At 69.2% G+C, this 25502-nt stretch carries 23 protein-coding genes; 9 read left to right on the top strand and 14 right to left on the bottom strand.

The genetic code is table 11. The features are described 5' to 3' along the window. Window positions 1–226: 226 nt before the first annotated feature. From QM711_RS08595 to hemE, 4 genes are read right to left on the bottom strand one after another with little or no spacing between them, the layout of a single operon-like run. Entirely contained in the window at window positions 227–1408 is a 1182-nt protein-coding gene (locus tag QM711_RS08595) for a ferrochelatase (protein ID WP_415098279.1), read from the bottom strand. Then, window positions 1405–2073, bottom strand: a complete 669-nt coding sequence (hemQ, locus tag QM711_RS08600; protein ID WP_415098281.1) for a hydrogen peroxide-dependent heme synthase — start codon at window positions 2071–2073, stop codon at window positions 1405–1407. Before hemQ ends, QM711_RS08595 begins: the two co-directional genes overlap by 4 nt. Beyond that, window positions 2066–3388, bottom strand: coding sequence for a protoporphyrinogen/coproporphyrinogen oxidase (locus QM711_RS08605; RefSeq protein WP_415098283.1), 1323 nt, complete (start codon window positions 3386–3388; stop codon window positions 2066–2068). Before QM711_RS08605 ends, hemQ begins: the two co-directional genes overlap by 8 nt. An 11-nt stretch (window positions 3389–3399) precedes the next feature. After that, a complete protein-coding gene (gene hemE / locus QM711_RS08610; RefSeq protein WP_415098285.1) occupies window positions 3400–4506 on the bottom strand; it encodes a uroporphyrinogen decarboxylase in 1107 nt (368 codons plus the stop codon). A 41-nt stretch (window positions 4507–4547) separates the two neighbouring features. On the opposite strand from hemE, the gene QM711_RS08615 reads away from it, so the two are divergent. Further along, window positions 4548–5783: a glutamyl-tRNA reductase gene (locus QM711_RS08615; protein ID WP_415098287.1), complete on the top strand. Its 1236-nt coding sequence runs from the start codon at window positions 4548–4550 to the stop codon at window positions 5781–5783. Window positions 5784–5799: 16 nt separating this feature from the next. Here the strand turns inward: QM711_RS08615 and QM711_RS08620 are convergent, their stop codons facing one another. Continuing rightward, window positions 5800–6285 carry a GNAT family N-acetyltransferase gene (locus QM711_RS08620; RefSeq protein ID WP_415098289.1) on the bottom strand — a complete coding sequence of 162 codons (486 nt, stop codon included), beginning with the start codon at window positions 6283–6285 and terminating at the stop codon, window positions 5800–5802. Window positions 6286–6316: 31 nt separating this feature from the next. Between QM711_RS08620 and QM711_RS08625 the strand changes: the two genes are divergently transcribed. Next, window positions 6317–7504 (top strand): AI-2E family transporter, encoded by a 1188-nt coding sequence (locus QM711_RS08625; RefSeq protein ID WP_415098291.1) that lies wholly within the window; start codon window positions 6317–6319, stop codon window positions 7502–7504. Then, window positions 7501–7842, top strand: a complete 342-nt coding sequence (locus QM711_RS08630) for a DUF6578 domain-containing protein (RefSeq protein ID WP_415098293.1) — start codon at window positions 7501–7503, stop codon at window positions 7840–7842. The genes QM711_RS08625 and QM711_RS08630 overlap by 4 nt, the downstream gene beginning before the upstream one ends. Here the strand turns inward: QM711_RS08630 and QM711_RS08635 are convergent. Further along, entirely contained in the window at window positions 7839–8630 is a 792-nt protein-coding gene (locus QM711_RS08635; protein WP_415098295.1) for a DUF4253 domain-containing protein, read from the bottom strand. The genes QM711_RS08630 and QM711_RS08635 overlap by 4 nt on opposite strands. A 75-nt stretch (window positions 8631–8705) precedes the next feature. Between QM711_RS08635 and QM711_RS08640 the strand changes: the two genes are divergently transcribed. Together QM711_RS08640 and QM711_RS08645 are read left to right on the top strand one after the other, a co-directional pair. Next, entirely contained in the window at window positions 8706–10616 is a 1911-nt protein-coding gene (locus tag QM711_RS08640; RefSeq protein WP_415098297.1) for an acyl-CoA dehydrogenase family protein, read from the top strand. 18 nt (window positions 10617–10634) lie between these two features. Next, the gene (locus QM711_RS08645) at window positions 10635–11144 is read left to right on the top strand and encodes a hypothetical protein (protein ID WP_415098299.1); all 510 of its coding nucleotides are present in this window, start codon (window positions 10635–10637) and stop codon (window positions 11142–11144) included. Here the strand turns inward: QM711_RS08645 and QM711_RS08650 are convergent. Both QM711_RS08650 and QM711_RS08655 read right to left on the bottom strand, forming a co-directional pair. Next, a complete protein-coding gene (locus tag QM711_RS08650; protein WP_415098301.1) occupies window positions 11134–11487 on the bottom strand; it encodes a hypothetical protein in 354 nt (117 codons plus the stop codon). The two genes, QM711_RS08645 and QM711_RS08650, sit on opposite strands and share 11 nt — an antisense overlap. Then, window positions 11456–11764, bottom strand: a complete 309-nt coding sequence (locus tag QM711_RS08655) for a hypothetical protein (RefSeq protein WP_415098303.1) — start codon at window positions 11762–11764, stop codon at window positions 11456–11458. The genes QM711_RS08650 and QM711_RS08655 overlap by 32 nt, the downstream gene beginning before the upstream one ends. Window positions 11765–11983: 219 nt before the next feature. Here QM711_RS08655 and QM711_RS08660 point away from each other — a divergent pair, with 219 nt between their 5' ends. Next, a complete protein-coding gene (locus tag QM711_RS08660; protein ID WP_415098305.1) occupies window positions 11984–12190 on the top strand; it encodes a hypothetical protein in 207 nt (68 codons plus the stop codon). Further along, window positions 12187–12780: a nucleotidyl transferase AbiEii/AbiGii toxin family protein gene (locus tag QM711_RS08665; protein WP_415098307.1), complete on the top strand. Its 594-nt coding sequence runs from the start codon at window positions 12187–12189 to the stop codon at window positions 12778–12780. Before QM711_RS08660 ends, QM711_RS08665 begins: the two co-directional genes overlap by 4 nt. A 14-nt stretch (window positions 12781–12794) precedes the next feature. Here the strand turns inward: QM711_RS08665 and QM711_RS08670 are convergent, their stop codons facing one another. After that, window positions 12795–14153 (bottom strand): DUF2786 domain-containing protein, encoded by a 1359-nt coding sequence (locus QM711_RS08670; RefSeq protein WP_415098309.1) that lies wholly within the window; start codon window positions 14151–14153, stop codon window positions 12795–12797. Window positions 14154–14228: 75 nt separating this feature from the next. Here QM711_RS08670 and QM711_RS08675 point away from each other — a divergent pair, with 75 nt between their 5' ends. Together QM711_RS08675 and QM711_RS08680 are read left to right on the top strand one after the other, a co-directional pair. After that, the gene (locus QM711_RS08675; RefSeq protein ID WP_415098311.1) at window positions 14229–18851 is read left to right on the top strand and encodes an ATP-dependent helicase; all 4623 of its coding nucleotides are present in this window, start codon (window positions 14229–14231) and stop codon (window positions 18849–18851) included. 9 nt (window positions 18852–18860) lie between these two features. Further along, window positions 18861–19697, top strand: a complete 837-nt coding sequence (locus QM711_RS08680; RefSeq protein WP_415098313.1) for a DNA-formamidopyrimidine glycosylase family protein — start codon at window positions 18861–18863, stop codon at window positions 19695–19697. Window positions 19698–19735: 38 nt separating this feature from the next. On the opposite strand, the gene QM711_RS08685 is transcribed toward QM711_RS08680, so the two are convergent. From QM711_RS08685 to QM711_RS08705, 5 genes are all read right to left on the bottom strand, one after another. Further along, window positions 19736–21154, bottom strand: a complete 1419-nt coding sequence (locus tag QM711_RS08685; protein ID WP_415098315.1) for a hypothetical protein — start codon at window positions 21152–21154, stop codon at window positions 19736–19738. A 68-nt stretch (window positions 21155–21222) separates the two neighbouring features. After that, window positions 21223–22359: a hypothetical protein gene (locus tag QM711_RS08690; RefSeq protein WP_415098317.1), complete on the bottom strand. Its 1137-nt coding sequence runs from the start codon at window positions 22357–22359 to the stop codon at window positions 21223–21225. Between the two features lie 286 nt (window positions 22360–22645). After that, window positions 22646–23815: an FHA domain-containing protein gene (locus QM711_RS08695; RefSeq protein ID WP_415098319.1), complete on the bottom strand. Its 1170-nt coding sequence runs from the start codon at window positions 23813–23815 to the stop codon at window positions 22646–22648. A 12-nt stretch (window positions 23816–23827) separates the two neighbouring features. Then, window positions 23828–24892 carry a hypothetical protein gene (locus QM711_RS08700; RefSeq protein WP_415098321.1) on the bottom strand — a complete coding sequence of 355 codons (1065 nt, stop codon included), beginning with the start codon at window positions 24890–24892 and terminating at the stop codon, window positions 23828–23830. After that, a complete protein-coding gene (locus QM711_RS08705; RefSeq protein ID WP_415098323.1) occupies window positions 24889–25500 on the bottom strand; it encodes a hypothetical protein in 612 nt (203 codons plus the stop codon). The genes QM711_RS08700 and QM711_RS08705 overlap by 4 nt, the downstream gene beginning before the upstream one ends. Window positions 25501–25502 lie beyond the last annotated feature (2 nt).

Below are 25502 nucleotides of genomic sequence, written 5' to 3' on the forward strand. Positions count from 1 at the left end.
CGTCTGAGCTTAGGACTCACCAGCCCCGCCCGGCGGTGCTCCGGACGATTCGTGCTGGAGGGGCGAGGACGATCGCCCGGACCATGGCGTTCGATCGTCCTCGCTGGGCCAACCCGTTTAGCGCTCCCCCGATGCGCACCAACCCCCCTGGGTCAACGGCACCCTAATCCCGGCGCGCCTCCTGCTGCTCTAGGCACAATTGCGTAGCTGGCTGATGCGTCAGCCGCTAGGGAGCCAGGCCCGCGACAGCCGGCTTGAATCCCAGCCGCCGGTTCTCGCAGCATCCCGGACGGCACACGTCGACCCACGGACCCTCCGCGGTCACCGCGCCCCGCCGTCCAGCCGGACGTCCCTCGATCCGCTCGGCAACCAGGTCCGCCAGGGCGTCCACAAAGGCCGGATGGACGCCGGGGGTCGGCGTCCGCCGTACCCACAAGCCGGCCTCGGTAGCGGTCTCCACTGCCTCGGTGTCCAGGTCCCACATCACTTCCATGTGGTCGCTGACGAAGCCGAGTGGCACCAGGATGACGCCACGCCGTCCGGTCAGTTCCTGAATCGCGTCGTTGACGTCCGGCTCCAGCCAGGGCTGGCTGGGCGGGCCCGAGCGGGACTGGTAGACCAACTGCCAGGCCACCTCGGGTGCCGCCTGCGCCATCACATACGCCGCGACCGAGCGGTGCTGGGCCGGATAGGCACTTCCGCCGCCGGAAAGCTCGGCGTCCAGGGTGGGGATCGAGTGGGTGCAGAACAGCACCTCGAGTTCCGAGGCGGCGATGCCGTCCGCCGCGGCCGTGTCGATCGCGTCCCGGACGCCCTCGACGAACGGCGCGACGAAGCCCGGGTGGTTGAAGAACGGGCGCACCTTGTCGATCCGGATCTGATCGGCCAGCCCGGTGTCCTCCAAGGCGTCCGCCCAGTCCTCGCGGTACTGACGGCACGACGAGTACGACGAATAGGCGCTGGTCGGAATCGCCAGCAGCCGGGTAAAGCCGCGCTGGAACGCCTCGTCCACCGCATCGTTGAGGTATGGCGCCCAGTTGCGGTTGCCCCAGATCACCGGCAGCGGCAGCTCGCGCTGCGCCAGCCTGGCCTCCAGTGCGCTGCGCAACTCGCGGTTGTGGTCGTTGATCGGCGACACCCCGCCGAAGTGCCGGTAGTGGTGGGCCACTTCCTCCAGCCGCTCGTCGGGGATGCCGCGGCCGCGGGTCACATTGCGCAGGAACGGGATCACGTCGTCCTGCCCCTCGGGACCGCCGAAGCCCGACAGCAGCACCGCGTCATAGCGGGTCGGCACCTCGACGTGCTCGGGACCGGACGCGGCCTCGGGCGTCGCGCTGGGCACCAGCGCGCCCGGATCGAGATGGACGCCGGTGGCCGAGGCCGGCTTGCGGCCCAGCGTGCTTCTCATGCCAACACCTCCGGGACCTCGTCGGCGCCGATCCGGCGTCCGGTGAAGAAGGGGATCTCCTCACGCACATGCAGCCGGGCCTGGGTGGCCCGCAGGTCGCGCATCAGGTCGACCAGGTCGGTGAGTCGGTCGGATTCCAGCGGCAGCAGCCACTCGTAGTCGTTGAGGGCGAAGGCGGCGACCGTGTTGGCGATCACACTGCGGAACGCCGCACCCTTGCGGCCGTGCTCGGCCAGCATCGCCTTCCGCTCGTCGTCGGGCAGCACGTACCAGTCGTAGGAGCGGACGAACGGGTAGACACACAGCCAGCCCCGCGGCTCGACGCCGCGCAAGAACCCGGGCACGTGCGCCTTGTTGAACTCCGCGTCGCGATGCACGCCCATCGCCGACCAGGTCAGCGCCAGCGGAGCCAGCTCATTACTGCGCCGCAACCGCCGCACCGCGGCCTGCAGGCCCTCGGCACTCGGGCCGTGCAGCCACAGCATCAGGTCGGCGTCGGCGCGCATCACGCTCACGTCGTAGAGCCCACGCACCACAATGCCGGTTGCCTCGACCGCGGCGATGGCATCGGCCAGCGGCTCGGTGCCGGCCGCGACCTGCGCGGTCAGCGGATCGCGTCGCAGCACCGTCCATACGGTGAAACCGTCGTGACCCTGCTCACTCATCAACACTCCTCGTCGATTGCATCACCCGAGCGACCTCGGCCCGGGCCTGTGGCACCACGCTGGCCAGTCCGACCCCGGCGATCCCCGCTCCCACCAGGGCAAGGCCGCCGGTTCGCTGTCCAGTCAACCATTCTCGGGCATCAGCCAGCCCCGGTGTTCCAGGAGGCAGAATCGGCCAGCTCGTCCGTCGGACTACGACCGGTTCCGGTAGCTCCCGGCCGAGCAACACCGACGCATCCGCCCGGACCCGCGCGGTCAACTCTTCGACGCCCAGACCGGCGGTCAGCGGGGGCTGCCCCCGGCGTCCGTAGGAGAGCCGCAGCACGTCGCGTCCGCCGGCCATCTCGCGTAGCCAGGGCCACTTTGCGGTGGAGTGCGTCAGTGCTTTGGCAGCCACCCCCGGTACCCCTGCACCAACCAGGACGCCGGTGCCGCGCGGCGCCTCACCGTCCAGGCCTGGGCCGTCCAGCACCATCGTGATCACGTCGATCGCGGTCGCCGACGGCAGCACCGGTCCGCCCAGCAGCCGGACGGCGGCGTCCAGCGGCACCGCCACCACGACGATCTCGGCGTCCAACTCGCGGCGGGTCGTCCGCACCCGCCAGCCGCCGGCGCGCCGGCCGAGTGCAGCCACCGGCTCCCCGACGGACAACTCGGCACCCGCCTGTTTCGCCGCCCCAGCCAGCAGTTCGGCGAGGGTGTGCATGCCGCCCCGCAGTCCGTGCACGGCGCCGCCCTCGCCGGACGCGTCGGCGGCCCGGGTGACCGCCTGCCGCAGCGGCGTCCCGGCCCCGACCGCGGCGGACAGCGCCGGCGCCACGTCGGCCAGGGCCACCTCGTCGGGGGATGTCGAGTACACCCCGCCGACCAGGGGCGTCACCAGGTCGTCGAGCACCCGCTGGCCGTACCCGGCCCGGACCAGCTCGGCCAGGCTTCCGGAGGCCGCGCGGGCCGCCGGCACATCACCGACCACGGCATACACGTCGCTCGCCCCGGGATCGGCGGGCATCCCGAACACCAGCCGTTTCGGGATCGGGTGTGCCCCCGTCGCGGTCTGCAGCCAGGCGCCGGTCGGGTTCGGACGCACGATCGAGTCCGCCGCCCCGAGGTCGGTCAACAGTTGAGCCAGCGCACCGCCGCGCACCGAATAGCCCTCGGCACCGACGTCGAGCGCAAGCCCGTCCAGTTCCACCCGGCCGAGCAGGCCGCCCGGCCGCTCACCGGCCTCCAGCACGGTGACCGCGCAGCCGGCCCGGGCGAGTTCCCAGCCGGCCACCAGTCCGCCGGCTCCCGCGCCGACGACCACGACCTTCATCGACCCATCTCTCAACGACTGTGGACGTGGTCGACGATCCGGGTGAGCACCTCGGGATCGGCGCTCGGCGGCACCCCGTGACCCAGGTTGAACACGTGACCCGGTGCTGCCTCGCCGCGCCGCAGCACCTCGTCGATGGCGTCCCGCAGCACCGGCCAGGGTGCCCCGAGCAGCGCCGGGTCGAGATTGCCCTGCACCGCCGGGCCGGACGGCATCCGCCGCGACGCCTCGTCCAAGGGGGTGCGCCAGTCCACCCCGATGCAGTCCACGTCCAGGTCGAGGACGCCGTACAGCTCGCCGGCACCGACGGCGAAGTGCACCAGTGGCACCCGCCGTCCGGCCTCGTCGGTCAGGTCCCGGACGGCATCGAAGGTCTTCGCCGACGAGGGCGCGACGTGCGCGGTGTAGATGGCGGCGGGCAGCGACCCCGCCCAGGAGTCGAACAGTTGCACCGCGGAGGCCCCGGCCAGCACCTGGGCACGCAGGAACCGTCCGGACAGCTCGGCGCACCAGTCCAACAGGCGCGCCCAGGCGTCCGGATGTCGGTGGACCATCGAACGAGCAGCCAGGTGGTCCTTGCTCGGCCGGCCGGCGACCAGGTAGGCGGCAAGCGTGAACGGTGCGCCGGCGAACCCGATCAGCGGATCGCGTGCGCCCTGCAGCAGCCGCAACCCGGCCACGGTTTTCGCCACGGCTGCCCGGATCGGTTCCAGCGCGGTCTCCAGTGACTCGGGCGGATGTTCGGCGATCAGGGCCGCGACCGATTCGGGGGTGTCCAACGGCGCCGGAAACACCGGCCCGACGCCGGATTGGATCTCGACCGGCACCCCGGCCAGTTTCAGCGGCACCACGATGTCGGAGAAGAACACGGCCGCGTCCACGCCGTGCCGACGGACCGGTTGCAGGGTGATCTCGGCGGCGAGGTCGGGATCCAGGCAGGCGTCCAGCATCCGCCGTCCCACCCGGAGTTCGCGGTACTCGGGCAGCGACCGGCCCGCCTGGCGCATGAACCAGACCGGGGTGACCGGCGGGCGTTCGCCCCGATAGGCACTCACCAGCCACGACGACGCGGTGTCGGAGTTGAGCGGATGGGTGGCCGGCAGCACGGTCGAGGTCACACCAGCACCCTATTCGGGTCGGTGAGGTCTATGCTGGCGCGGTGCTGTTGTGCCTAACCGCGAGCCACCGCACCCACGACTTTGCCGCGCTGGAGCAGTTGACCGGGGGTGCGGGACGCGCCCTCGTGCAGACCGTGCTGGCCGGTGACGGGATCGCCGGCAGCATCGTGCTGAGCACCTGCAATCGCTTCGAGATCTATCTCGACGCCGCGCCGTCCGCCCTGGACGCCATCCGGCGGTTGCGCGGGTCGCTCGTCCTCCTGCGTGGCGAAGAGGCCGCGCGGCATCTGTTCGCGGTGTCCGCGGGACTGGAATCGGTGGTCGTCGGCGAGCCGGAGATCGCCGGACAGGTCCGCCGCGCGCTCAACCATGCCGAGAGCACCGGGGCAGCCAGCCCGGCGTTGCAGCGCGTGTTCGCCGATGCCCTGGCCACTCGGCGCGCCGTCCGCGACAGCACCGGGCTGGGCGCCGCCCGGCCATCCCTGATCCGTTTGGCGCTCGACCTGGCATCGCACCGGATCAGTGACTGGCCAGGCACCAGGGTGCTGCTGGTCGGGACCGGCCGGTACGCGTCGGCCTGCCTGGAGGCCCTGCGCGACAAAGGGGTGAGCGCCATCACAGTGTGGTCGCCGTCCGGCCGCGGCCAGGAGTTCTGCGCCCGGCACGGACTGCATGCCGTCACCGGGCACGCCGTCGCGGCGGCCGCGAGCATCGCCGATGTGATCGTGTGTTGCACGACGAACCCGGAGTTGGTGCTGGTGCCGGAGTTGTTCACCGGGACCTGCCCGGTGACCACGCATACCGCCGCCCAGTGCCCGGTGGGGCACCCGGAGGCCGCAGCCCGCCGCCGGGTGGTGATCGACCTCGGGCTGCCGCGCAACGTTGACCCGCTGGTGGGCGATGTGGCCGGGATCGAACTTCTCGACCTGGAGGCGATCAAGTTGCACGCCCCGCTGCACCATCTCGCCGTGGCCGACGACGCCCAGGCGCTGGTCCGCCGGGCGGCGTCCGGATACGCCGACGACGCCGGCCCGATCGGCCCGGCGGTGGCGGCCCTGCGCACCCATGTCGGCGACGCACTGGAGGCCGAGCTGGCCCGCATCCGGCGCCGCTACGACACCGAAACCGCCGAGAAGGCCGAGGCCGCTCTGCGCCACTTCGCCGGCGTCCTGCTGCACGGCCCGTCGGTGCGCGCCCGGCAGCTCGCCGATTCCGGACGCCGTGACGAGTTCCTGGACGGTCTGCACGCCGTGTTCGGCATCGACCGGCCCGCCTGACCTCCCCGATCGGGGGTCACGCTCGCGGCAGCAGGAACTCCAGAATCACCACCTCGGGCTTGTCGGCGTATTCGGCCCAGGTCGTCCCGTCGGTGTCGGAGTAGCCGAGTCCGCGGTACAGGGCGACGGCGGCGGGTTGCAGCGGTCCGGTCTCGAGCACCAACCGGCCGATCCCGGCGGCTGCCGCATCGAGTTCGACGGCCCGCATCATCGCTTGCGCCAGTCCCTGGCCGCGATGGCTGGGCGCCACATAGACCCGTTTGAGTTCGCCGGTCGCGATCGGCGACCCGGCCCGCTCGGGTGTCAGCCGGCGCCAGGCAGCCGAGGCGACCGGGCGTCCGGCCAGGTAGCCCACCAGGAACGATCCGGACGGCGGTTCGAACTGCTTGGCAAGCATCGGCGATTCGTCGCCCTCGCCGTAGATAGTGCGGTACTCGGCCTGAACCGCCGCACACAACACGACCGCGTCCGGATGATCGAGACTCCGCCGGACGACCTGCATTCGGCGAGGGTAGCTGACTAGACTCTGGCGCGTGACAGCGCCGATCGTGCCGGAGCGCACTGGAACTCCCGAGGGCATCCGGATGCTCTCTGCCGGTGCCGCCATCGTGGCTTGTCTGGTCGGCGTCTACTTCGTCCGCGACGTGGTGGCACCCGTCTTCCTGGCAATGACCTTGGTGCTGACGGTCCGCCCTCTGGTGCATTGGCTGAATGGACGCCGAGTGCCGAAGATGGTCAGCGCGCTGATCGGCATGCTGGTCGTCTTCCTGGTGCTGTTCGCCATCCTGTCAGCGGTGGCGGTGGCACTCGTCCAGTTCGTGGCCGCGATGCCCGCCTACGCCGACCGGTTCAACGCCCTGTACAGCCAGGTGTCGGCGCAACTGATGGCCTGGGGGGTGAGCCAGGAGACGATCACCCAGTGGGTGACCACCTTCGACTACACCCGGCTGCTCGGCTACCTCACCGGGGTGATGGGCCAGGTCGGCTTCTGGGCGACGTTCCTGGGGTCGCTGTTCCTGTTCGTCGCGTTCGTCTCGGTCGACCTCACCGATACCAGCGAGGGCGCTGCCAAACTGGCCCGGGTCCGGCCCAACCTCGCCGCTGCGCTGCTCGACTTCTCCTGGCGGGTCCGCAAGTACTGGATCGTCAACACGATCTTCGGCGTATGCGTCGCCCTGATCAATATGGGCATCCTGACCTGGCTGCAGATTCCGCTCGTGGTGACCTGGGGCATTCTGGCTTTCGTCACCGCCTACATTCCGAACGTCGGATTCATCATTGGGATGGTGCCGCCGGCATTGATGGCACTGCTGGCCCGCGACTTCCAGACGATGGTGATCATGGTGGCCGCCTATGTCGTGGTGAACTTCATCGCCTCGATGGTGATCCAGCCCAAGGTGACTGGCGACGCGGTGGGCTTGAACATCACCACGACCTTCATCTCGTTGGTGTTCTGGTCGATCATCATCGGCCCGCTCGGCGCGATCCTGGCCGTCCCGTTGACGCTGTTCTGCAAGGGCATCTTCTTCGACGCCGATCCTAAGACCCGCTGGCTGTCGGTGTTCCTGGGCGGAAACCTGGACGCCGTGGTGCCGGTGACGGTCGATCCCGTCCCGCCTCTGCAGGCGCCCACCGTGACCGAGCATCCGGACGTCGAACCGGAACCGGAGCCAGATCCGGAGCCCGAGACAGAGCCAGCGGAGGAACCCGGACGATCGTGATCGTCGAGATCGAGATCGGCGGCTGGGAACACGAGTGCTGCGGTAGGCAGATCGCCGGCAACGACCTTGTGGACTGGGCGTACCTCATTGATGCGAACGGCGTCCGGCAGGAGACTCACCACGAGACCCGGGCGATCACCGGCCGGGTCCGCGGACGCGTTGCGGAGATCGACCTGCTCGTCGACGGCAGCCGGGTCGGCGTCGATCGGGTGCCGAGCGGCGCCGCACTGTCCGGCCTGGATTCGGCGTCCGACGATGCGGTAGTCACCCGGCTCAGCGACAGCGCGGACGTGACAATCTCAGCGGAGGCCCGCTTCGTGGTCGCCGTTGAGGCCTAGTCCCACCAGAACATCCATACCGGCGAGCCCGCGATCTGCTCGCCATACGCGACCAGATCGTCGGTGCCCTGATCGATGTTGTCGGGGCAGAAGGCGTAGTGCTCGGCGACCAGGCGGTCGAGATCGTCGCCTTTGGTGGGGACGGCCTCGCTGAGCGTTGCGAGGGTGTCGAAGCCGAGAACGACCGGCACCGTGCCGAATCGCTCCTCCCAGGACCGGAGCACCGCGCTCAGGTCGGCACTGCCGTGATGATTGATCGCGCCCAGCCAGCCCAGCTGCGACAAGGCGTCCGCCGGACGCGTCGTGGGCACCAGCAGAATCCCTCCGGCGGGCAACGTCAGGCGGGGAAGCCGGACGCCCTGGGGATCGCTGCGTAGGGCGTCCGCGAGGCCGGGGAAGCCAGCCGGGTAGCGCCACTCGAGGCCCGCCAGGGCTTCGGCGAAGAACTCTTCGGCGGTGCGGCCCGGCTCGCTCGGGTCGGCGAACTCGCCGTCGCTCCATGGCCGCCCGGGGGTGACCGGGTCGTCCAGTTCCTGGGTGACCAGCGGCCACAGTCCGGTCTCCGGGAACACCCGGGCCAGTCGCCACCACAACTCGGTCGGGTCGTCCAGCGTGCCCGCCGACATCCAGGCCCGCTGGGTGGGTGCGGCCGGGTCGTCGCCGAAGCTCGGGTCGGCGCTCACGATGACACCGAGCGGCAAGTCCACCCCGGCGATCTCGGTGGGCGCCCCCGGCGGCAGGCGGCCGGGCTCCTCGGCGCGCAGGGCCAAGCGTTCGCGGTCGGTCATGCCCTCATCCTCACCGAACCCGCTGCGGCCTGCCACCCCCGGAGTACGGTCGGGGTACAGCAGCAGGAGGTGCGCATGTCCCCCACTCAGACCGGACCCACCGAACGCGAGGCCCGCAAGGTCGCGGAGGCCGCCCGGGAGTCCGAATGGACCAAGCCGAGTTTCGGCAAGGAACTCTTCCTGGGCCGGTTGCGGCTCGACCTGGTCGATCCGTGGCCGTCCAACAGCCCCGAACAGATCGCTGCCGGCGACGCCTTCCTGGAGCGGCTGAGACCGTTCGCCGAGAGCATCGACGGCGCCGCGATCGAGGCGGAGGCGTCCATTCCCGACGAGGTGTTCACCGGCTTGGCCGAGCTGGGCGCGTTCGGGATGAAGCTGCCCACCAGCTACGGCGGCCTCGGCCTCTCCCACCTGTACTACTGCCGGGCGCTCACCCTGGTCGGGTCTGCGCACGCCTCGGTGGGGACGTTGCTCAGCGCGCACCAGTCGATCGGCGTGCCGCAGCCGGTGAAGATGTTCGGCTCGGAGGAGCAGAAGCAGCGCTTCCTGCCCCGGGTGGCCGGCGGCGAGGTGTCGGCGTTCCTGCTGACCGAACCGGACGTCGGCTCCGACCCGGCGCGGCTGGCCTGCGCCGCGACCCCGGTGGAAGGCGGCTACCTGCTCAACGGCGTCAAGCTGTGGGCCACCAACGGCACCATCGCGTCCCTGCTCGTGGTGATGGCCCGGGTCGCGGCGAGCGAGGGACGCCGCGGCGGGGTCACCGCGTTCGTCGTCGAGGCCGATTCCCCGGGCATCACGGTGGAGAGCCGGAACGCGTTCATGGGGCTGCGCGGCATCGAGAATTCGGTGACCCGGTTCCACGATGTCTTCGTGCCCGCCGAGAACGTGCTCGGCGGCGAGGGACGCGGCCTGAAGATCGCTTTGACAACGCTGAACACCGGACGGCTATCGCTGCCGGCGATGTGCGTGAGCGCGACCAAGTGGTGCCTGAACGTGGCTCGCGGCTGGGCGTCCGAACGGGTGCAGTGGGGGCGTCCGGTCGGACGGCACGAGGCGCTCGCCGGCAAGATCGCGTTCATCGCGGCCACCAGCTACGGGCTGGAGTCGGCGCTCGAGTTATGCTGCCTGCTGGCCGACGACGACGCCAACGACATCCGGATCGAAGCAGCCCTGCTGAAGCTGTACGCGTCCGAGAAGGCCTGGACGATCGCCGACGAGTTGGTTCAGATCCGGGGCGGACGCGGGTTCGAGACCGCCGCCTCGCAGCGCGCCCGCGGCGAACGCGGGATCGAGGCCGAACAGGTGCTGCGCGATCTGCGGATCATGCGGATCTTCGAGGGCTCCACCGAGATCATGCACCTGCTGATCGCCCGCGAGGCGGTGGACGCCCACCTGGCCGTCGCCGGCGACATCATCGACCCGGATGCGTCCCGAGAGGACAAGATCAAGGCGGTGGCGAAGGCCGGCGCATTTTACGCGGGCTGGCTGCCCACGCTGGTGGCCGGCAAAGGGCTGATGCCGAGCTCATTCGCCGAGTTCGGCCCGCTGGCCGGCCACGTCCGTTACCTGGAGCGCACCACCCGCAAGCTGGCCCGCTCGATCTTCTACGGGATGGGTCGCTGGCAAGGGGCGATGGAACGCAAGCAGGCGTTCCTGGGTCGGGTGGTCGACATCGGCGCCGAGCTGTTCGCAATGACCGCCGCCTGCCTGCGGGCCAAGGCGCAGCGAACCGAACACCCCGAGGGCGTCGAGCTCGCCGACCTGTTCTGCCAGCAGGCGCGGGTCCGGATCGGCGCGCTGTTCACCGCACTGTGGGAGAACACCGACGATGCCGACAACGCCGCGGCGAAGCAGGTGCTGGCCGGCCGCTACGCGTTCGTCGAGGAGGGCATCGTGCTTCCCGGTGACGACGGACCATGGGTCACGCCGGTCGAGCCCGGACCGTCGGAGAAGCCGGACGTGCGGCGGCACATTCCGCAGAGCTGACCCCGCTACCCTGGCGGCATGCCGCCGCTTCGTCTCGCCGCCCTCGGGTTGGTGCTTGTCCTGGTCGAGATCCGTCTCGGTTCGGTGATGCTGTCGCTCGACCTGGTCGGCTGGGTGCTGGCCGCCATGGGCATGAACCAGCTGATCGACGTGGACAAATGGTTCGTCTGGGCACGCAACCTGGCGATCACGGCGCTGGTCCTGGAACTCGTCCTGTTCATCTCACCGCTGGCAGCGGTGAGTGTCCTGGCCGATGTGGGGTTGCGGCTGGCCGTCCTGGCGTTCGTGTTCTGCCTGTGTACCGCTCTGCTGCAACGGCTCGGACGGCGCGACCGCGGCTATGCCGTCGCACTGCAGGTGCTCCGGGTGGCGATCCCGTTGGTGACGTTGTTGGGCGCCGCGTTCGCGGTGCTGACGGCGCCGGCGTGGGTACCGATCGGGCTGCTGTACCCGGCACAGCTGGCCGCCACCGTCGTCCTCGCGGTCGTGATGTGGCTGCTCGGTTCGCGGTACACCTTCACCCGCTGACGCCCGGCCCGCCGACGGTCAGGCGGCGAGCCGGGTCGAGGATGTAGTCGGCCATGTAGTCGAAGACCCCGCGCAGCGCCACCCGTTCGGGATCGGCATAGTAGGGCCGCTGTACCTCGGTGAACTCATCCCAGCCGCCGGGAAAGTCGAACGCCCAGGTGAACTGGTCCTTCGGTTCGTCGGCGACCGCGAACAGGCAGCGGAAACCATACCGCTCGCGCACCAGCACGATGCGGCGCCAGATCGCCAGAAAGGCCGTCCAGTCACCGACGATCGAGTAGCGCCGCATGCAGACCGTCCGGCCGGGCAGCTCAGGGAGTTCCGGCAGCAACTCCACTCGCACCGGTCGGACCAGCAGATTCCCGAAGACGTGCGGTGACGCCGCGGCGCGGTGTGCGCGGACGTCGGGGTCGGCTGCCCACTCCGCCTCGGCGGCGTCCGGACGCGGATGGGGAGTACAGCCAGGTCAGCTTCGGTTCGGCGTTCTCCTGCAGGTAGGCCTGGTGCGTGGTGAAGCCGTTTCGGCTGCGCAATGCGACCTCGGCGGGCCACAGCTGCAGCCACGGCTGCAGATGGCGCGGCCGGATCGAGACACGATGCAGGAACATCCTGGTGGTCACCCGGACAGCCTAGGGCCGAACGGGACGACGTTCTTCCCTCAAGTTGGTGCTGCCAGCGCTACCTGAAAACTCGGGATGAATTCACCCGTCTTCCCGCCAGAATCCATCTCTGTGGGCCAGCGTGACCTCATCGCTTGAGCAATGGCGCTCAAGCGATCCTGAGTCCAGCGTCGGGTTTCCGACCACCAGATTTGCCGTAGTTCGACGTAGCCTGTCGCCATGAGCGATGCGGACGCGGCACAGCGGATCCGGACCGTGTTCACGATGTACGAGTTCGGTGAACGGATGTATCGCACCCGGATGCGCCGCGAGCACCCTGACGCGAGCGATTCTGAGATTGACGCGTTGGTCAGCGCTTGGCACCTCGACCGGCCCGGCGCACCCCTGGGTGACGCCGAAGGCCGGCCCGCGCATCGATTCGGATGAACGAACTCGAAGCCGCTCTGCGCCGCGCTTCCGATGACTTGGAGGCACGCGGCGCGCGGTGGGCCCTGATCGGCGGATTCGCTGTCTCCGCTCGCACCGAACCGCGATTCACCCGCGACGTCGACCTCGCGCTGGCCGTCGACGACGACGCTGCCGCCGAGGCGCTCGTCAGGTCGCTGATGGACGCTGGCTACGGATTGATCACGATGGTCGAGCAAACCCTCACGGATCGGCTGGCCACCGTACGAATGGTGGCGCCGCTGATCGGCAACAGCGACATCGTGGTGGATCTGCTTTTCGCAAGTTCGGGAATCGAGCGGGAGATCACGGACGCCGCCGAGCACCTCGAAATCGTTCCCGGCCTGACACTGCCGATCGCCACCACTGGACACCTCATTGCGCTCAAGTTGTTGGCGCGAGATGACTTCCACCGGCCGCAGGACGCTGCCGACCTACGACTCCTCGCAGCTGCTGCCTCTCCGGAGGACCTACAGATCGCCGGTCAAGCAGTCGAGTTGATCGAGGCTCGCGGATTCAACCGCGACCGTAATCTAGCGGCCGTCCTGCGAGCACTTATCGCCGTTACTTGAGGAACCTCTTCGGTTCAGGTGGTCGATCTCGACTTGGACGTGAGGTCGCCGGAGGCGAAGGCTGCCGCATCGCCGGCCATCCGGCCGCTCGCGTAGCCGGCTGAGTCGTAGCCACCGCGGACCCGTTCCGAAGTGGTGGCTTGGAACCGGTCGGCCACGAACTCGTCGATCCGGGCGTCCCGGGAGCGGAGCACGGGCAGGAAGCCTTTCGCATCGGCCCCCGCGTAGGCGACCCGGCGCACCTCCTCCAGTCGCTCACCGATCCGTCCGGTGAATCCGAGCAGGAAGGCGGAGCGGAACGCCTGCGACCGGGTGCGGGCGCCCGCCGGAGCGGTGGCGCTGGCCTCGGCCAACCCTCGCTGCGCCTGCACCAGCAGCGAGGTGAACAGCAGTTCGACCGCCTCCAAGTCGTCGCTGTAGCCGATCACATGGGACAGAGCCAGCTCGGCGAGGAAGAGACTTCGGCATCGGGTGTGCTCGGCGATCGTCTGCAACAGCAGCGCCTTGGCATCGGCGTAGGGTGCGTCGAGCGGAATCCGGATCATGCCCGGAGAGCTCTCCGCCGCGCCGGCCTCGTCGATCATCGCCTGTTCGATGGCGTGCTTGGTCATCAGCTCTTGAGCTTTGGCCGTGAACGCCATCGCCTCGGACTCGTGCTCGGTCGATTCCGCCTTGGCCAGCAGCGCACGGACGCGCTCAAGAATCGGGTTCGCGGACGCCGCGGTGGCGGACCGGCCCACCAGCGGACGCCGGACGCGCACGCCGGACGGCGGCGCCAGCAGCTGCTCCAACTCAGGGAGCCGGCCCAGCACCGCAGCGAGCAACATAATCCTCCGGAGGGCTTCGTCGTGTGCCCAGCGAGCCCAACTCGTGATCCAGCCACGGTCCGGCGGCTGTCGAGGCAGCTCGGCTGCGTCCCACTGCAGAATCCACTGCGGATCGTGCAGCGTCGGGTCGTGCCGCGAATCCCTCTCCGCGGCGATGACTAGGCGAATCAGGTCGGCACCGACCACTTTTGCCCGCATCCGCGTGACCCGAATCAACTCGGTCGGTTGCCAGCCGCTGCCGTACAACTCCCGCACCCAACCGACCAGGATCGGTTCGGCGTCGGCATAGAACCTGGCCGGATCGATGGTGGTCGCCTCCGCGAGGAGCTGCGTGATCGAGGTGCCGTAGCGCGCATCCGCCAGGATCTCGGCGGCGCCACGTGGCCGCGGGTCCGGTTGCCGGGGCTCGCGGAAGGCGCTGCCGAAAAACCCCGGGAACGGGCTGGACGGACCGTTGGACCGCGACGCCTGCTGCTTCTCACGCGCCCGCTGCCGGGCCCGTTCCTTGGCTCGGGTGGCCCGCTTGGTCTGACTTCCGCGACTCATGGCAGAACGCTACGAGCGGGGTCTGACAGTTTCGGTGAGGCACTGTCAGTGCGGCGTGGCATTGTGGTCCGCGTCATGGCAGACGACGTTCTCGACCGGTTCTCCCCGGCCACCGCGAGCTGGTTCCGGGGCAGCTTCTCCGCGCCCACCGCCGCCCAGGCAGGGGCCTGGGAATCGATCAGTTCTGGTCAGCACACCCTGGTGGTGGCCCCCACCGGGTCGGGCAAGACGTTGTCGGCGTTCCTCTGGGCGCTCGACCGGTTGGCCACCGAACCGGCTCCTGAGAAGCTGAAACGCTGCCGCGTCCTGTACATCTCCCCGCTGAAGGCATTGGCCGTCGACGTCGAACGCAACCTGCGTTCACCGCTGGTCGGGATCCGTCACGAGGCCGTCCGGCTAGGGGTGGAGCCGCCGCAGATCACGGTGGCGGTGCGCTCTGGCGACACCCCTGCCGACCAGCGCCGCAGTTTCGCGCGCGAGCCGTCCGACATCTTGATCACCACGCCGGAGTCGCTGTTTCTGCTGCTCACCTCGGCCGCCCGAGAGACCCTCACCAATATCCAGACGGTGATCGTCGACGAGATCCACGCCCTGGCCGGCGGCAAACGCGGCGCCCACCTGGCGCTCTCCCTGGAACGCCTGGACGCCCTGCTGGAACGCCCCGCGCAGCGGGTCGGGCTCTCCGCGACGGTCCGGCCGATCGAGGAGGTGGGTCGATTTCTGGCCGGTGGACGTCCGGTCAGCATCGTCAACCCGCCGAGTGAGAAGACCTGGGACCTTTCGGTGGTGGTCCCGGTGCCCGACCTGGCCGCGCTCGGCGAGGTCACCGACGATCTGTCCGGCCCGGCTGCCGGCGATCCGCGGCGCACCTCGATCTGGCCGCACGTCGAGGAGAAGATCGTCGATCTGGTCGCCGCGCATCGCTCCACGTTGGTGTTCGCCAACTCGCGCCGACTGGCCGAACGGCTGACCGCTCGGCTGAACGAGATCTGGGCCGAGCGATCCTCGCTGGGTCTCGACAAGCTCGACCACCGGACTCGGGCGCCGGCGGAGATCATGGCCCAGTCCGGTCAGTCCCAGGGTGCCCCGCCACTACTCGCCCGAGCCCACCATGGCTCGGTCAGCAAGGAGCAGCGGGCCCAGACCGAGGACGACCTCAAGGCCGGACGGCTGCCCGCCGTGGTCGCCACCTCGTCGCTGGAGCTCGGCATCGACATGGGGGCGGTCGACCTGGTGGTGCAGGTTGAGGCGCCGCCGTCGGTGGCGTCCGGGCTGCAACGGGTCGGACGCGCCGGTCATCAGGTGGGCGCGACCTCGCGCGGCGTGCTGTTCCCGAAGTTCCGCGGCGACCTGGTGCAGACCGCGGTGATCACCGAACGGATGCGGGCCGGCGCCATCGAGCAGTTGCGGGTGCCGTCCAATCCGCTCGACGTGCTCGCCCAGCAGATCGTCGCCATCTGCGCCCTCGACTCGATCACGGTGCCCGAACTGGAGGCGCTGGTTCGCCGAGCCGCGCCGTTCAGCGGACTGACCCGGCCGGTGCTGGATTCGGTGCTCGACATGCTGGCCGGGCGCTACCCGTCCGAGGCGTTCGCCGAGCTGCGACCGCGGCTGGTCTGGGACCGCAGCACCGATACCTTGACCGGACGCCGTGGCGCGCAACGGTTGGCGGTCACCTCGGGCGGCACCATTCCCGACCGCGGCATGTTCGGAGTCTTCGTCGCCGGCGAGGGCGTCGGACGCCGGGTCGGCGAACTCGACGAGGAGATGGTCTACGAGTCACGGGTCGGCGACGTGATCACTCTGGGCACCTCCACCTGGCGGATCGAGGACATCACCCACGATCAGGTACTGGTCAGCCCCGCGCCCGGCGAGCCCGGACGGCTGCCGTTCTGGAAGGGCGACACGCTGGGCCGCCCGGCCGAACTGGGCAAAGCGCTGGGCGCGTTCGTCCGCGAACTCGGTGGCCTGTCCCCCGAGGCGGCTCGGCAACGGGCCACGACGGCCGGCCTGGACGCCTGGGCCGCCGACAACCTGGTCGACTACCTGGCCGAACAACGCGAGGCGATCCCGCACCTGCCCAGTGACCGCACCATCGTGGTCGAACGGTTCCGCGACGAACTGGGCGACTGGCGAGTGGTCATCCACTCACCGTTCGGTGCGCCGGTTCATGCGCCGTGGGCGTTGGCGATCGCCGCCCGCCTGCGCGAGAGTCACGGCGTCGACGTCCAGGCCATGCACGGCGACGACGGCATCGTGCTGCGGCTACCCGACACCGGCTGGGCCGAGGAGGGTACCCCGGTTCCCGACCTGATGGACGCCATCACCCTTGATCCCGATGAGGTGTCCGGCCTGGTCACCGAGCAGATCGGCTCCTCGGCGCTGTTCGCCAGCCGGTTCCGGGAGTGCGCGGGCCGTGCGCTGCTGCTGCCGAAACGCCGTCCGGACAAGCGTCAGGCCTTGTGGCAGCAGCGTCAGCGGGCCTCGCAGCTGCTTGAGGTGGCCTCGGAGTACCCGGACTTCCCGATCGTCCTCGAGGCCGTGCGCGAGTGCGTCCAAGACGTCTTCGACGTCCCCGCGCTGGTCGAGTTGATGCGCGCGATCGCGACCCGACAGGTGCGCACCGTGGAGGTGACCACGCCGCGTCCGTCCCCGTTCGCCGGGTCGTTGCTGTTCGGCTACGTGGCGCAGTTCCTCTACGAGGGCGACTCGCCGCTGGCCGAGCGGCGGGCTGCCGCGCTCACCCTCGACCCGGCGCTGCTGGCCGACCTGCTGGGCACCTCCGACGGTTTGGCGCTGGCCGACCTGCTCGATCCCGAGTCGCTGACCCGGACCGAATCCGAGCTGCAGCACCTGGTCGAGGGACGCCGGGCACGTGACGCTGAAGACCTCGCCGACGTGATCCGCGTCCTCGGGCCGCTCGACCTGCCCGGTATACGGGCTCGCAGCACCGAACCCGGCAGTGTCCCGGAGTGGCTGATCGGGTTGACCGAGCAGCGCCGGATCATCGAGGTGCGGATCGGCGGCGGCACCCGGTGGGCGGCCGTGGAGGACGCCGGACGGCTGATCGATGCGCTGGGCGTCAGTGTGCCGGTCGGGGTGCCCGAGGTGCATCGTGCGCCGGTGCCCGACCCGCTGGGCGACCTGATGCTGCGCTGGTCCCGCGGGCACGCGCCGTTCCTGGCCGCCGAGGTGGCCGGATGGCTCGGCCTCGGGCCGGCCGTGGTGCACTCGGTGCTGCGCCGCCTGGTCGCCGACGGACGGCTCGTCGAGGGCGATCTGCGGCCGCCCGGCTGGCTGCCGCCGTCGGTCGAGACACCGCTGGTTGAGCTTGCGGAGACCCCGCTTTCGACAACCTCAACCCGAAGCGGAGGTGGACTCAGCTATTGCGATCCCGGCGTACTCCGGGTGCTCAGACGCCGTTCCCTGGCGGCGCTGCGGAATGCCGTCGAGCCGGTGCCGCCACACCAGTTCGCTCGCTTCCTGACTCACTGGCAGGGCGTCGCGGCGCCGCTGACGGGCACCCCTGGGGTGCTGTCCGCGATCCAGCAGCTGGCCGGTTACCCGGTGCCGGCGAGTTCGCTGGAGTCCCTGGTGCTGCCGGCACGGGTCCGCGACTACCGGCCGGCGATGCTCGACGAACTGCTGGCTGGCGGCGAGGTGGTTTGGCAGGGGGCGGGGGCGCTGGCCGGCACCGACGGCTGGATCAGCCTGCACCCGGCCGAGACTGCCCCGCTCACCATGCATCAGCCCACCGAGGTGACCGGGGAGCTGGCCGAGCGGATCCTCGGCGCGCTGGCCGGCGGCGGCAGCTACCTGTTCCGCACCCTCTCCGAACGCGTCGGGGTCGCCGATACCGAGCTGTCCGAGGCGCTGTGGCAGCTGGTCTGGGCCGGCCAGGTCAGCAACGACACCCTGGCTCCGCTGCGGGCGTTGTTGGGTGGCGGCCGAGCCAGTCTGAAGACCCGCTCTGCGCCTGCTCGGGGCCGATTCGGCCGCCGTCCGCTGCCGCGCGGACCGTTGCCCCGGGCGTCCGGACCGCCTGAGGCGTCCGGACGGTGGGCATTGCTGCCGGCGGTCGAAACCGACCCCACGGTGCTGGCCGCGACCAGGGCCGAGGTACTGCTGGACCGCTACGGCGTGGTCACCCGCGGCAGCGTCGCGAACGAGGAAGTCACCGGCGGTTTCGCCGGTGCCTACCGGGTGTTCAGCGCCTTTGAGGAGGCCGGCCAGGTACGCCGCGGCTACTTCGTCGAGGGGCTCGGTGCCGCCCAGTTCAGCGACCGGCACGCCATCGACCTGCTGCGCGAGGCGAAAGAGCTACCCGACGCGCTGGTACTCGCCGCCACCGACCCGGCCAGCCCCTACGGCGCCGCGCTCCCGTGGCCCGCCCGCGCCGAAGGCAGCAGGCATCAGCCCGGGCGCAAGGCCGGCGCCCTGGTCGTGCTCAGCGACGGCAACCTCAGCCTCTATATCGAACGGGGCGGACGCACGCTGCTCTCCTTCACCGACGACGCCGGACGGCTGGCGGCGGCCGCGGCCGCCCTCGCCGAGGCGGTGCACGGTGGTGTTCTCGGACGGCTGACGGTGGCCAAGATCGACGGTGCCGATGTCCTGGGCTCCGACCATGCGCTGGCGCAAGCCCTAGCCGCGGCAGGTTTCCGGCTGACGCCGCAGGGTCTGCGGCTGCGCCGCTAGGAGGAGGACATGCCCGAAGGTGACACCGTCTGGCGCACCGCGCAGCGGCTCAACCAGGCGTTCGCCGGAGCGGAGTTGACTCGCAGCGACCTCCGCTGGCCCAGCCTCGCCACCCTCGATTTCACCGGAGCCACCACGCTCCAGGTGGTCAGCCGAGGCAAGCACCTGCTGCACCGCCTCGCCTCCGGCGACACCATCCATTCGCACCTGCGGATGGAGGGCCAGTGGCTGATCGCGGACGCGGCCAGCGCCCGGCCCAACGCCCAGACCCGGGCGTTCCTCAGCACCGCCCGCTGGGCGGGGCTGGGTCAGCGGCTCGGCATGCTGGACGTCGTCCGCACCGACGACGAACAAGCCCTGGTCGGCCACCTCGGCCCCGACGTCCTCGGTCCGGACTGGGACCCGGCCCGCGCTGCCGCGAACCTCGCCGCCGCCGGAACCACGATCGGCGCGGCGCTGCTCGACCAGACCAAGCTTGCCGGCGTCGGCACGCTGTACGCGGCGGAGACGCTATTCCTCGAACGACTCAATCCCTGGACGCCGACCGCCGAACTCACCGACGCCCGGGTGGCGAGGCTGGTCGAACGAGCACACCGGCTACTCGACAATGGCCGCCGGCACGCCGTCCAGTCCACCACCGGAAGCACCCGGCGCGGCGAGAACAGTTGGGTGCACGGCCGCTCCGGTCTGCCCTGCCGTCGCTGCGGCGGAGGCGTCCGGGTGGCGATGATCGGTCCGCCTACTCGGGAGCGGACCATGTTCTACTGCCCGTCCTGCCAGGGTGGTCTGGGCTCGACCGATGACGGACGCCCGCAACGTCCGCTGGGCTCCACCAGGCGCCGGTGAACGAGCGTTGACGGTGGCGGAGCTGCCGGTGGCATGCTTCAGCGCATAGACCAGAGCCAACCGAGCAAGGCGATGAGAGCCACTATTCCCGTCACCCAGATCACGGTGCCGATGATCCCCAACACGTACCCGACCTGAAGGCTCGACGACGGCCGGTACAGACCGGGGTTCGCCGCCATCTCGGCCTTTGCCTTCGCGCCGGTCACCCAGGCGGCGATGGCAAGCGGCGCGAAAACGAACATCCCGATGAGGGCGAACATGAGAACCTGAGTTGCTTTCGGGTGCTCGTACAGTCCGTCGGCCCCGGGCGGCCCAACCGGGTGCGGCACACCACTCAACGAAGGTGGTCCGACCGGCGCAGGAACGGCAGCACTGAAGCTCGGAGTCGGCCTGAAGGTCGGCGGTGCCTGGATGCTGCCGTCCGCCGTCGCGGCCCACCTCACGGCGGCCGCAGCGGGGAGCAGACCCGAGAACACGAAGCCCGCGATACCGAGACCGATGAGCCAGATTGCCCAGTCGAGCGGCCCGAAGCCGGCCGGCCAGCCATCTCCAGCCAGCAGCTGGACGATGAAACCGAGCGTCCATCCCGCAGGCACCGCGAGGCCGATGCTGGCACTACTGAGAATCGAGCCAGGCGACCTGACCGTGACGAGTCTCAGAAGCTCTCCGGCGATTCCGACGAGGATGGCCCCGCATCCGACATAGAGCAGCAGCCTACCGAGGCTCTCCAGCAGGCTGGCCGATCCGTAGCCCGGGTATCGCATTGCCGTCGCCAGCCAATCGATCGGAAAGAAGGTCGCGAGGGTCAAAGCGAGCGTCGCGAGAATTGCTCCCGGCTTGCGAACGATCAGGCCGACGAACAATGCATGCGTCGTGATGAGCACCGCGAGCACTCCCGCGTAGAGAACCGCTCGGACGCCCATGGCGTCGGGGTACTCGGGCAGCAGCCGGTCCAACGGGTTGTCCAGCAACCAGTACCAGATGTTGACGACAACCCCGACCGCGACGCCGCCGAGCAGTCCGAACAGCAGCACCGTCTTGAGATCCCGCCCGCTCAGTCCGGACGCGCCGGCCACTGGCACGAAAGCCGGCGCCGCCGCGCGACCGGCGACGGCCATCGGTGGAATCACCCGCGGCTCGCTCACAGCCCACCCGGGCTGCGACGGTGGCTGCGCTGCGGCCGGGACGGGAGCCGTCTCAGGAGCGGAGCTGACCGCAGCCGGTTCGGGCGTTGCGACTGCCGTCTCCAGCAGCCCACTACTGCGTGCCCAGGCGGCCAACTCTGGATAGCAGTTCGGATGGCCGACGATGGCCGCGGCGAACTCGGGGTAGCGCCCGGCGACATCGGCAAGGCGGGCACTTGAGGTGCTCGGATCATGGACGGCGACCCAGGCCGTCTCGCGCCGCGACGAATCTTCGTCAGCATGCGCCGGGCTGCTGTCGTACCCGTTCGTCATTTCCGCTCCACTCCTTCAATGCTCAGTTATCTGGCTCGAAACGCCTGTTCGCGTACCGTCAATCGAGGTCAGCTGTAGGCTTCCAGTTCCGGAATATCGCTGGCGGTCAGCGAATCCCCGCGAACGATTCCGCTAAAGTCGGGCTGGCCACCCCAAGTCTCGAATCGGCCGTAGCCGTTCGTGGAACCCAATAGCGCCCACCGGGCACGAGAAGCCACCACGACGTTGCTCAGGCGGAACGTTCCGGGTGGGAACGTGGGCGCCTCCGGATCCGGTTGGCCGCTCTCGGCGAGAACTGGGCGCACGCCGTCCTTGACAGTGACAAGTGCGTGTCCGTCGAAAGCACCGATCGCGAGTACGTTTCCCCGAAGGCCCTTGGCGGCCGCCTTACTGAGCACGAAGACCGGCCTTCCGGTCTTGAGGTCAACGACCTCCAGCGCCGGCGCCGCGGAGTTCGGCATCGCCTCGTTGGCCGAGCCCGGCTCGATCACCGGGTAGCTGATGAGCGCCCATTCCTTGGCGCCGTCGATCACGATGGAATTCGACTGGTACCGCGTGACGATTGCGCCGTCGTCCTTGCTGATCAGCGCAAATCCTGTTCCGTAGCCATACTGGCCCGGCGTATATGGCTTGACCACCGCATGTCCTCGCGACTCGGCGACAACGGAACCCGAGCCCTTCGGCACCTTCTTCGCCCAGATCTGGCGGCCGGTTTCGACATCGATTCCGAGAATGCGGCCAGGCACCGACATCACTGCCTGTCCGAGCGAGTTGGCCAGTACCAGGCCGGGGTCGATGAGATTCGAGTCGTCATCAGAGTCGTTCACCCAGGCGATCCGGCTACGATCCGCCGCGGATACTCCGATCCTGCGGTAGCGCTTGGGCCGGTTGGAGTCGAACGAAGCGGTGATCGCCGACCCGATCAGCGATGCGCCGATGAGTTTCGCATCGATATCGGCACCCCACGGCACAGCAAGCTCCCCGGCGCTCTCGGCCCCGTCCGCGGCGACCAACTTCCACAGCAGGACCTGAGTTGCCTCGGCGAGCCCGCCGGACGCCTTGCTGCAATGCACCAGCAGCACGGCGGCAGCGGGGTGGTTGTCCAGTTGCTCGGGCGCGCCCAGACGTGCGATCTCGGTGTAGGTCTCCTCAAGTTCGATCGTCACCTCACGAACCGGGTCGGAGGTCGCCGGGTAGAAGGTCATCGGGCCGGACCGGGCCACAACACTCACGCCGCCACCGCCGGCCGGCGATCCCCAAGGTATCTTCGCCTCGTCCACGGTCGCCGCGGGCACGCTCGGCGTCGCGGGTGCCTCGCTGGTCGGTGAGAGGGTCGGCTCGCTCGGTGCAGCCGGCAGACTGCTGCTCACTGCCTGCGGAGCGCAACCGGTGACGGCACCCAGGCAGGCCACGCCGCCTCCGACGATTAGTGCTCTTCTTGACAACAACTCTCTCCTCCTTCTTCGCGCACCTGATCCCGCATGAGATGTCTTACGACCGAACGCTCCTCGATTCGGCTCTGGTGGCCGAGCCATGGGTCCGCTGCAGCACTAGGTCGAACTCACCCAGCCCGGCCGTCCAGCCGTCGCCGAGCGGCAGCGCCACGCCGGCTTCGCACACCATCGCCTCGCCGACCTCGTTGGTCACCGTGGTGCCGTTGGTCGAGTGCAGGTCGGTCAGCCAGGGCATGCCGTCGCGCAGCTCGAGCAGGGCATGCGTCTTGGAGACCGAGCGATGTGGGTCATCCAGCGGGACGGGCGTTGCCACCACGCCCGGGGGTGGAACCGGATTGCGGCCCAGCACCATTGCTGCGGCGAAGGCCCGCTGCCCGCCGTCTGCGAACCGGATCTGCCAGGGCAGCGCGGACTCGCTGCGCTGGACGAGTTGGGTATGGAAGAGACTGTCGTCCTCGGCGAACAACTGCTCGGCCGCGGACGCGAAGCGTGGCGCCTGCTCGGCGACGGCGGGCGGGGTCAGTCCCCGCGCAGGCATCCCCGGAACCCCAGTCACCAGACCTGCGCTGGCGTCGGTCGGCGCCCCGAGCCGGGGCGCTGGAGGTGGCGGCGGAACCGTGCGACCCAATGGCGGCGGAGGGGGCGGGCGCAGTACCGGGCCTGGACGAGGTGCCGCCGCTGGAGGCGGGGGAATCGCCGGGAGGTCGAAGACCTCCGGTTCCGCCGGCCTGGCGGCAGCGGCTTCGGGCAAACGGGCGCGGTCGGAAGTCGTCGCGCCCGCGACGCCCTCACGCAGCGTGACCCTGGCGTTGGGGTCGGCCGCGCGGATCTGCTCCGCCAGATTGCGGACGAACTGCAGGTAGGTGTGGTGACCGACCATCGTCTTGAATCCGACCGGGATGAACTTGCCAACCCTCGGTTGCGTCGTCACGTACCAATCGATGCGGCTCGACATCCAGGTACGGCCACCGCGGCTCTCGAAATCGAGGTGAAAAACCATGAACTTCTTGAACGTGACCGAATAGTCATTAATCCGGAACTCGATCTGGCGTTCACTGGACCGGACCGATGCGATCCGGTGCTTGCCGTGGGTCAAGTCGCCGGTCGACCCCTGGGCCGCCCGTTGCGCCAGGTTGGCCACCTGCTCGACGCTCAGCCCGGTTTCGACGTCCAGGCCGTTCCAGGCGAACTTGTGCGGTTTGGCCATCAGTGATCCGCCCTATTTTTCATCGAGCACCACCGTGCCATTGAAGGAATCGAATGACTTCTTCGCCGCATCGAACCGCGGGTCGTCGCTCTTGTCGAACTGCTCAGCCACCCTTCCATAATCCTCGTGGTTGTGAGGGCCCAGGAGGTCCTTGCCGGAGAACGCCACTCCGGATCGGAAGGTCACATCCTCGCCTCTCTCCGGACCCTGCTCAACGCCCAGCACCGCCCTCGCTGCCGACTCGACCGCCGTTTGCGCTTCCGTGGCCGCTCGATGACCGACGGCGAGTACGTCGGTGCGAGGAATTGGGTCGAACCGGTGTTCGAGCCGGATCACGTCCGCACCGCCGTAGTTGTGGCGTTCGGTGAGAACGGGCGAACCATAGGTCATCACCGCCTTGACGTTGAACTCGCCCTCATCAGCCAGCTGCTGGGCAACCATGCCACCCTGGCTGAATCCCACGATCGCGACCTCTGCATGAGGATCACCCGCCACCGCGGCCCGAATCTTGGCGCGAATGTGCTGCATCGTTGCGTTATCCGCGTTCAGGATCATATAAGCATTGTTTTGCCAACTCAGGTCGCCACCAAAATCACCGTCCTTCGTGGATGCCGATCCATTCACATACACGACATAGCGATACTTCCCGTCGTCACAGAGAATCTTCTGGATTCTTACGCCGTCACCGCCCTCCTTCCCCTGCTGCATCGATGCGAGTTCCTTGACACGGTCCGTGGCGCTATTCGGAGCCTCCCGGCTCACCGCCGTGGCGCCTTTCCACGGCCCACCGTGCAGGAATGACCCGGTGTCCGCCGCGCTGGCGCCGTCCTGCTCGTCGGCGTTTGCTCGCAGGGTGCGAGCACCGGCGCGCAACAGCTGGGCGGTGCTGTGAATCCTCAGCGAGTGCTCGGAGTTCCACTGAAGACGGAACCTCGCAGCGAACGGACCAACCCACGCGCTGATCTGGATCGCGTTACCAACAGTCATCCGATTGGCGTCCAGCTGATCCGCCGTCCGATCGAAATGGCTGGCGAGGGTGCGCAGTGCAGCGACATCGGCGCCATACATAGTGGTCATCGAAGAACCCGCGCGAGGAACGTCTCAACCGCCATCGGGTCTGCGACATCCGAAACCTCGAAGGCCGCGGTCGTGGCAATGACCGTGCCGCGCTCAACCAGCCCGGGACGAACCCGGTACACCTGTTCCTGCCCAGAAGCCGCCAGCAGGATGCAGCCATCCGGCGAGAGCGTCACGTCCGCAGCCGGCTCGAACCTGCTCTGGACAAAGGCAGCGACCCTGTGGGCGGCTTCTGCCTGGTCGGCAGTCTGCAGTCCGTGGATACCAGTGGCGTTCACGACGTCAAGGATCAGGCCCTTATCGTCTAGGAAGGCGGCGACCCCAGCACCCGCCCAGCCGGCGCGCTCCGCGCTACTCACATGGGCGACCACAATCCGCGTCGCGGCGGCCGCTCGGGTCACAATCGCGGCCAGGCCCGGCTCGATTGCGGGATGGGCACCATCACCCGCCGTGGCCAGCCTTCGGACTAGAAGCGCGCGCAGCCCGCGGAAGGCCGCGGCAGTCACCGCCCGATCGTCGGTGGCAACAGTGAGCAACGGGAGGGGCCAGGACGACTGGGTCGCTCCGCAGAGCGCGACCACTTCGTCATCAGTGAGCAGTTCTTGCACGA

It is taken from the genome of Micropruina sp., assembly GCF_047602385.1.
Lineage (GTDB): Bacteria > Actinomycetota > Actinomycetes > Propionibacteriales > Propionibacteriaceae > Micropruina.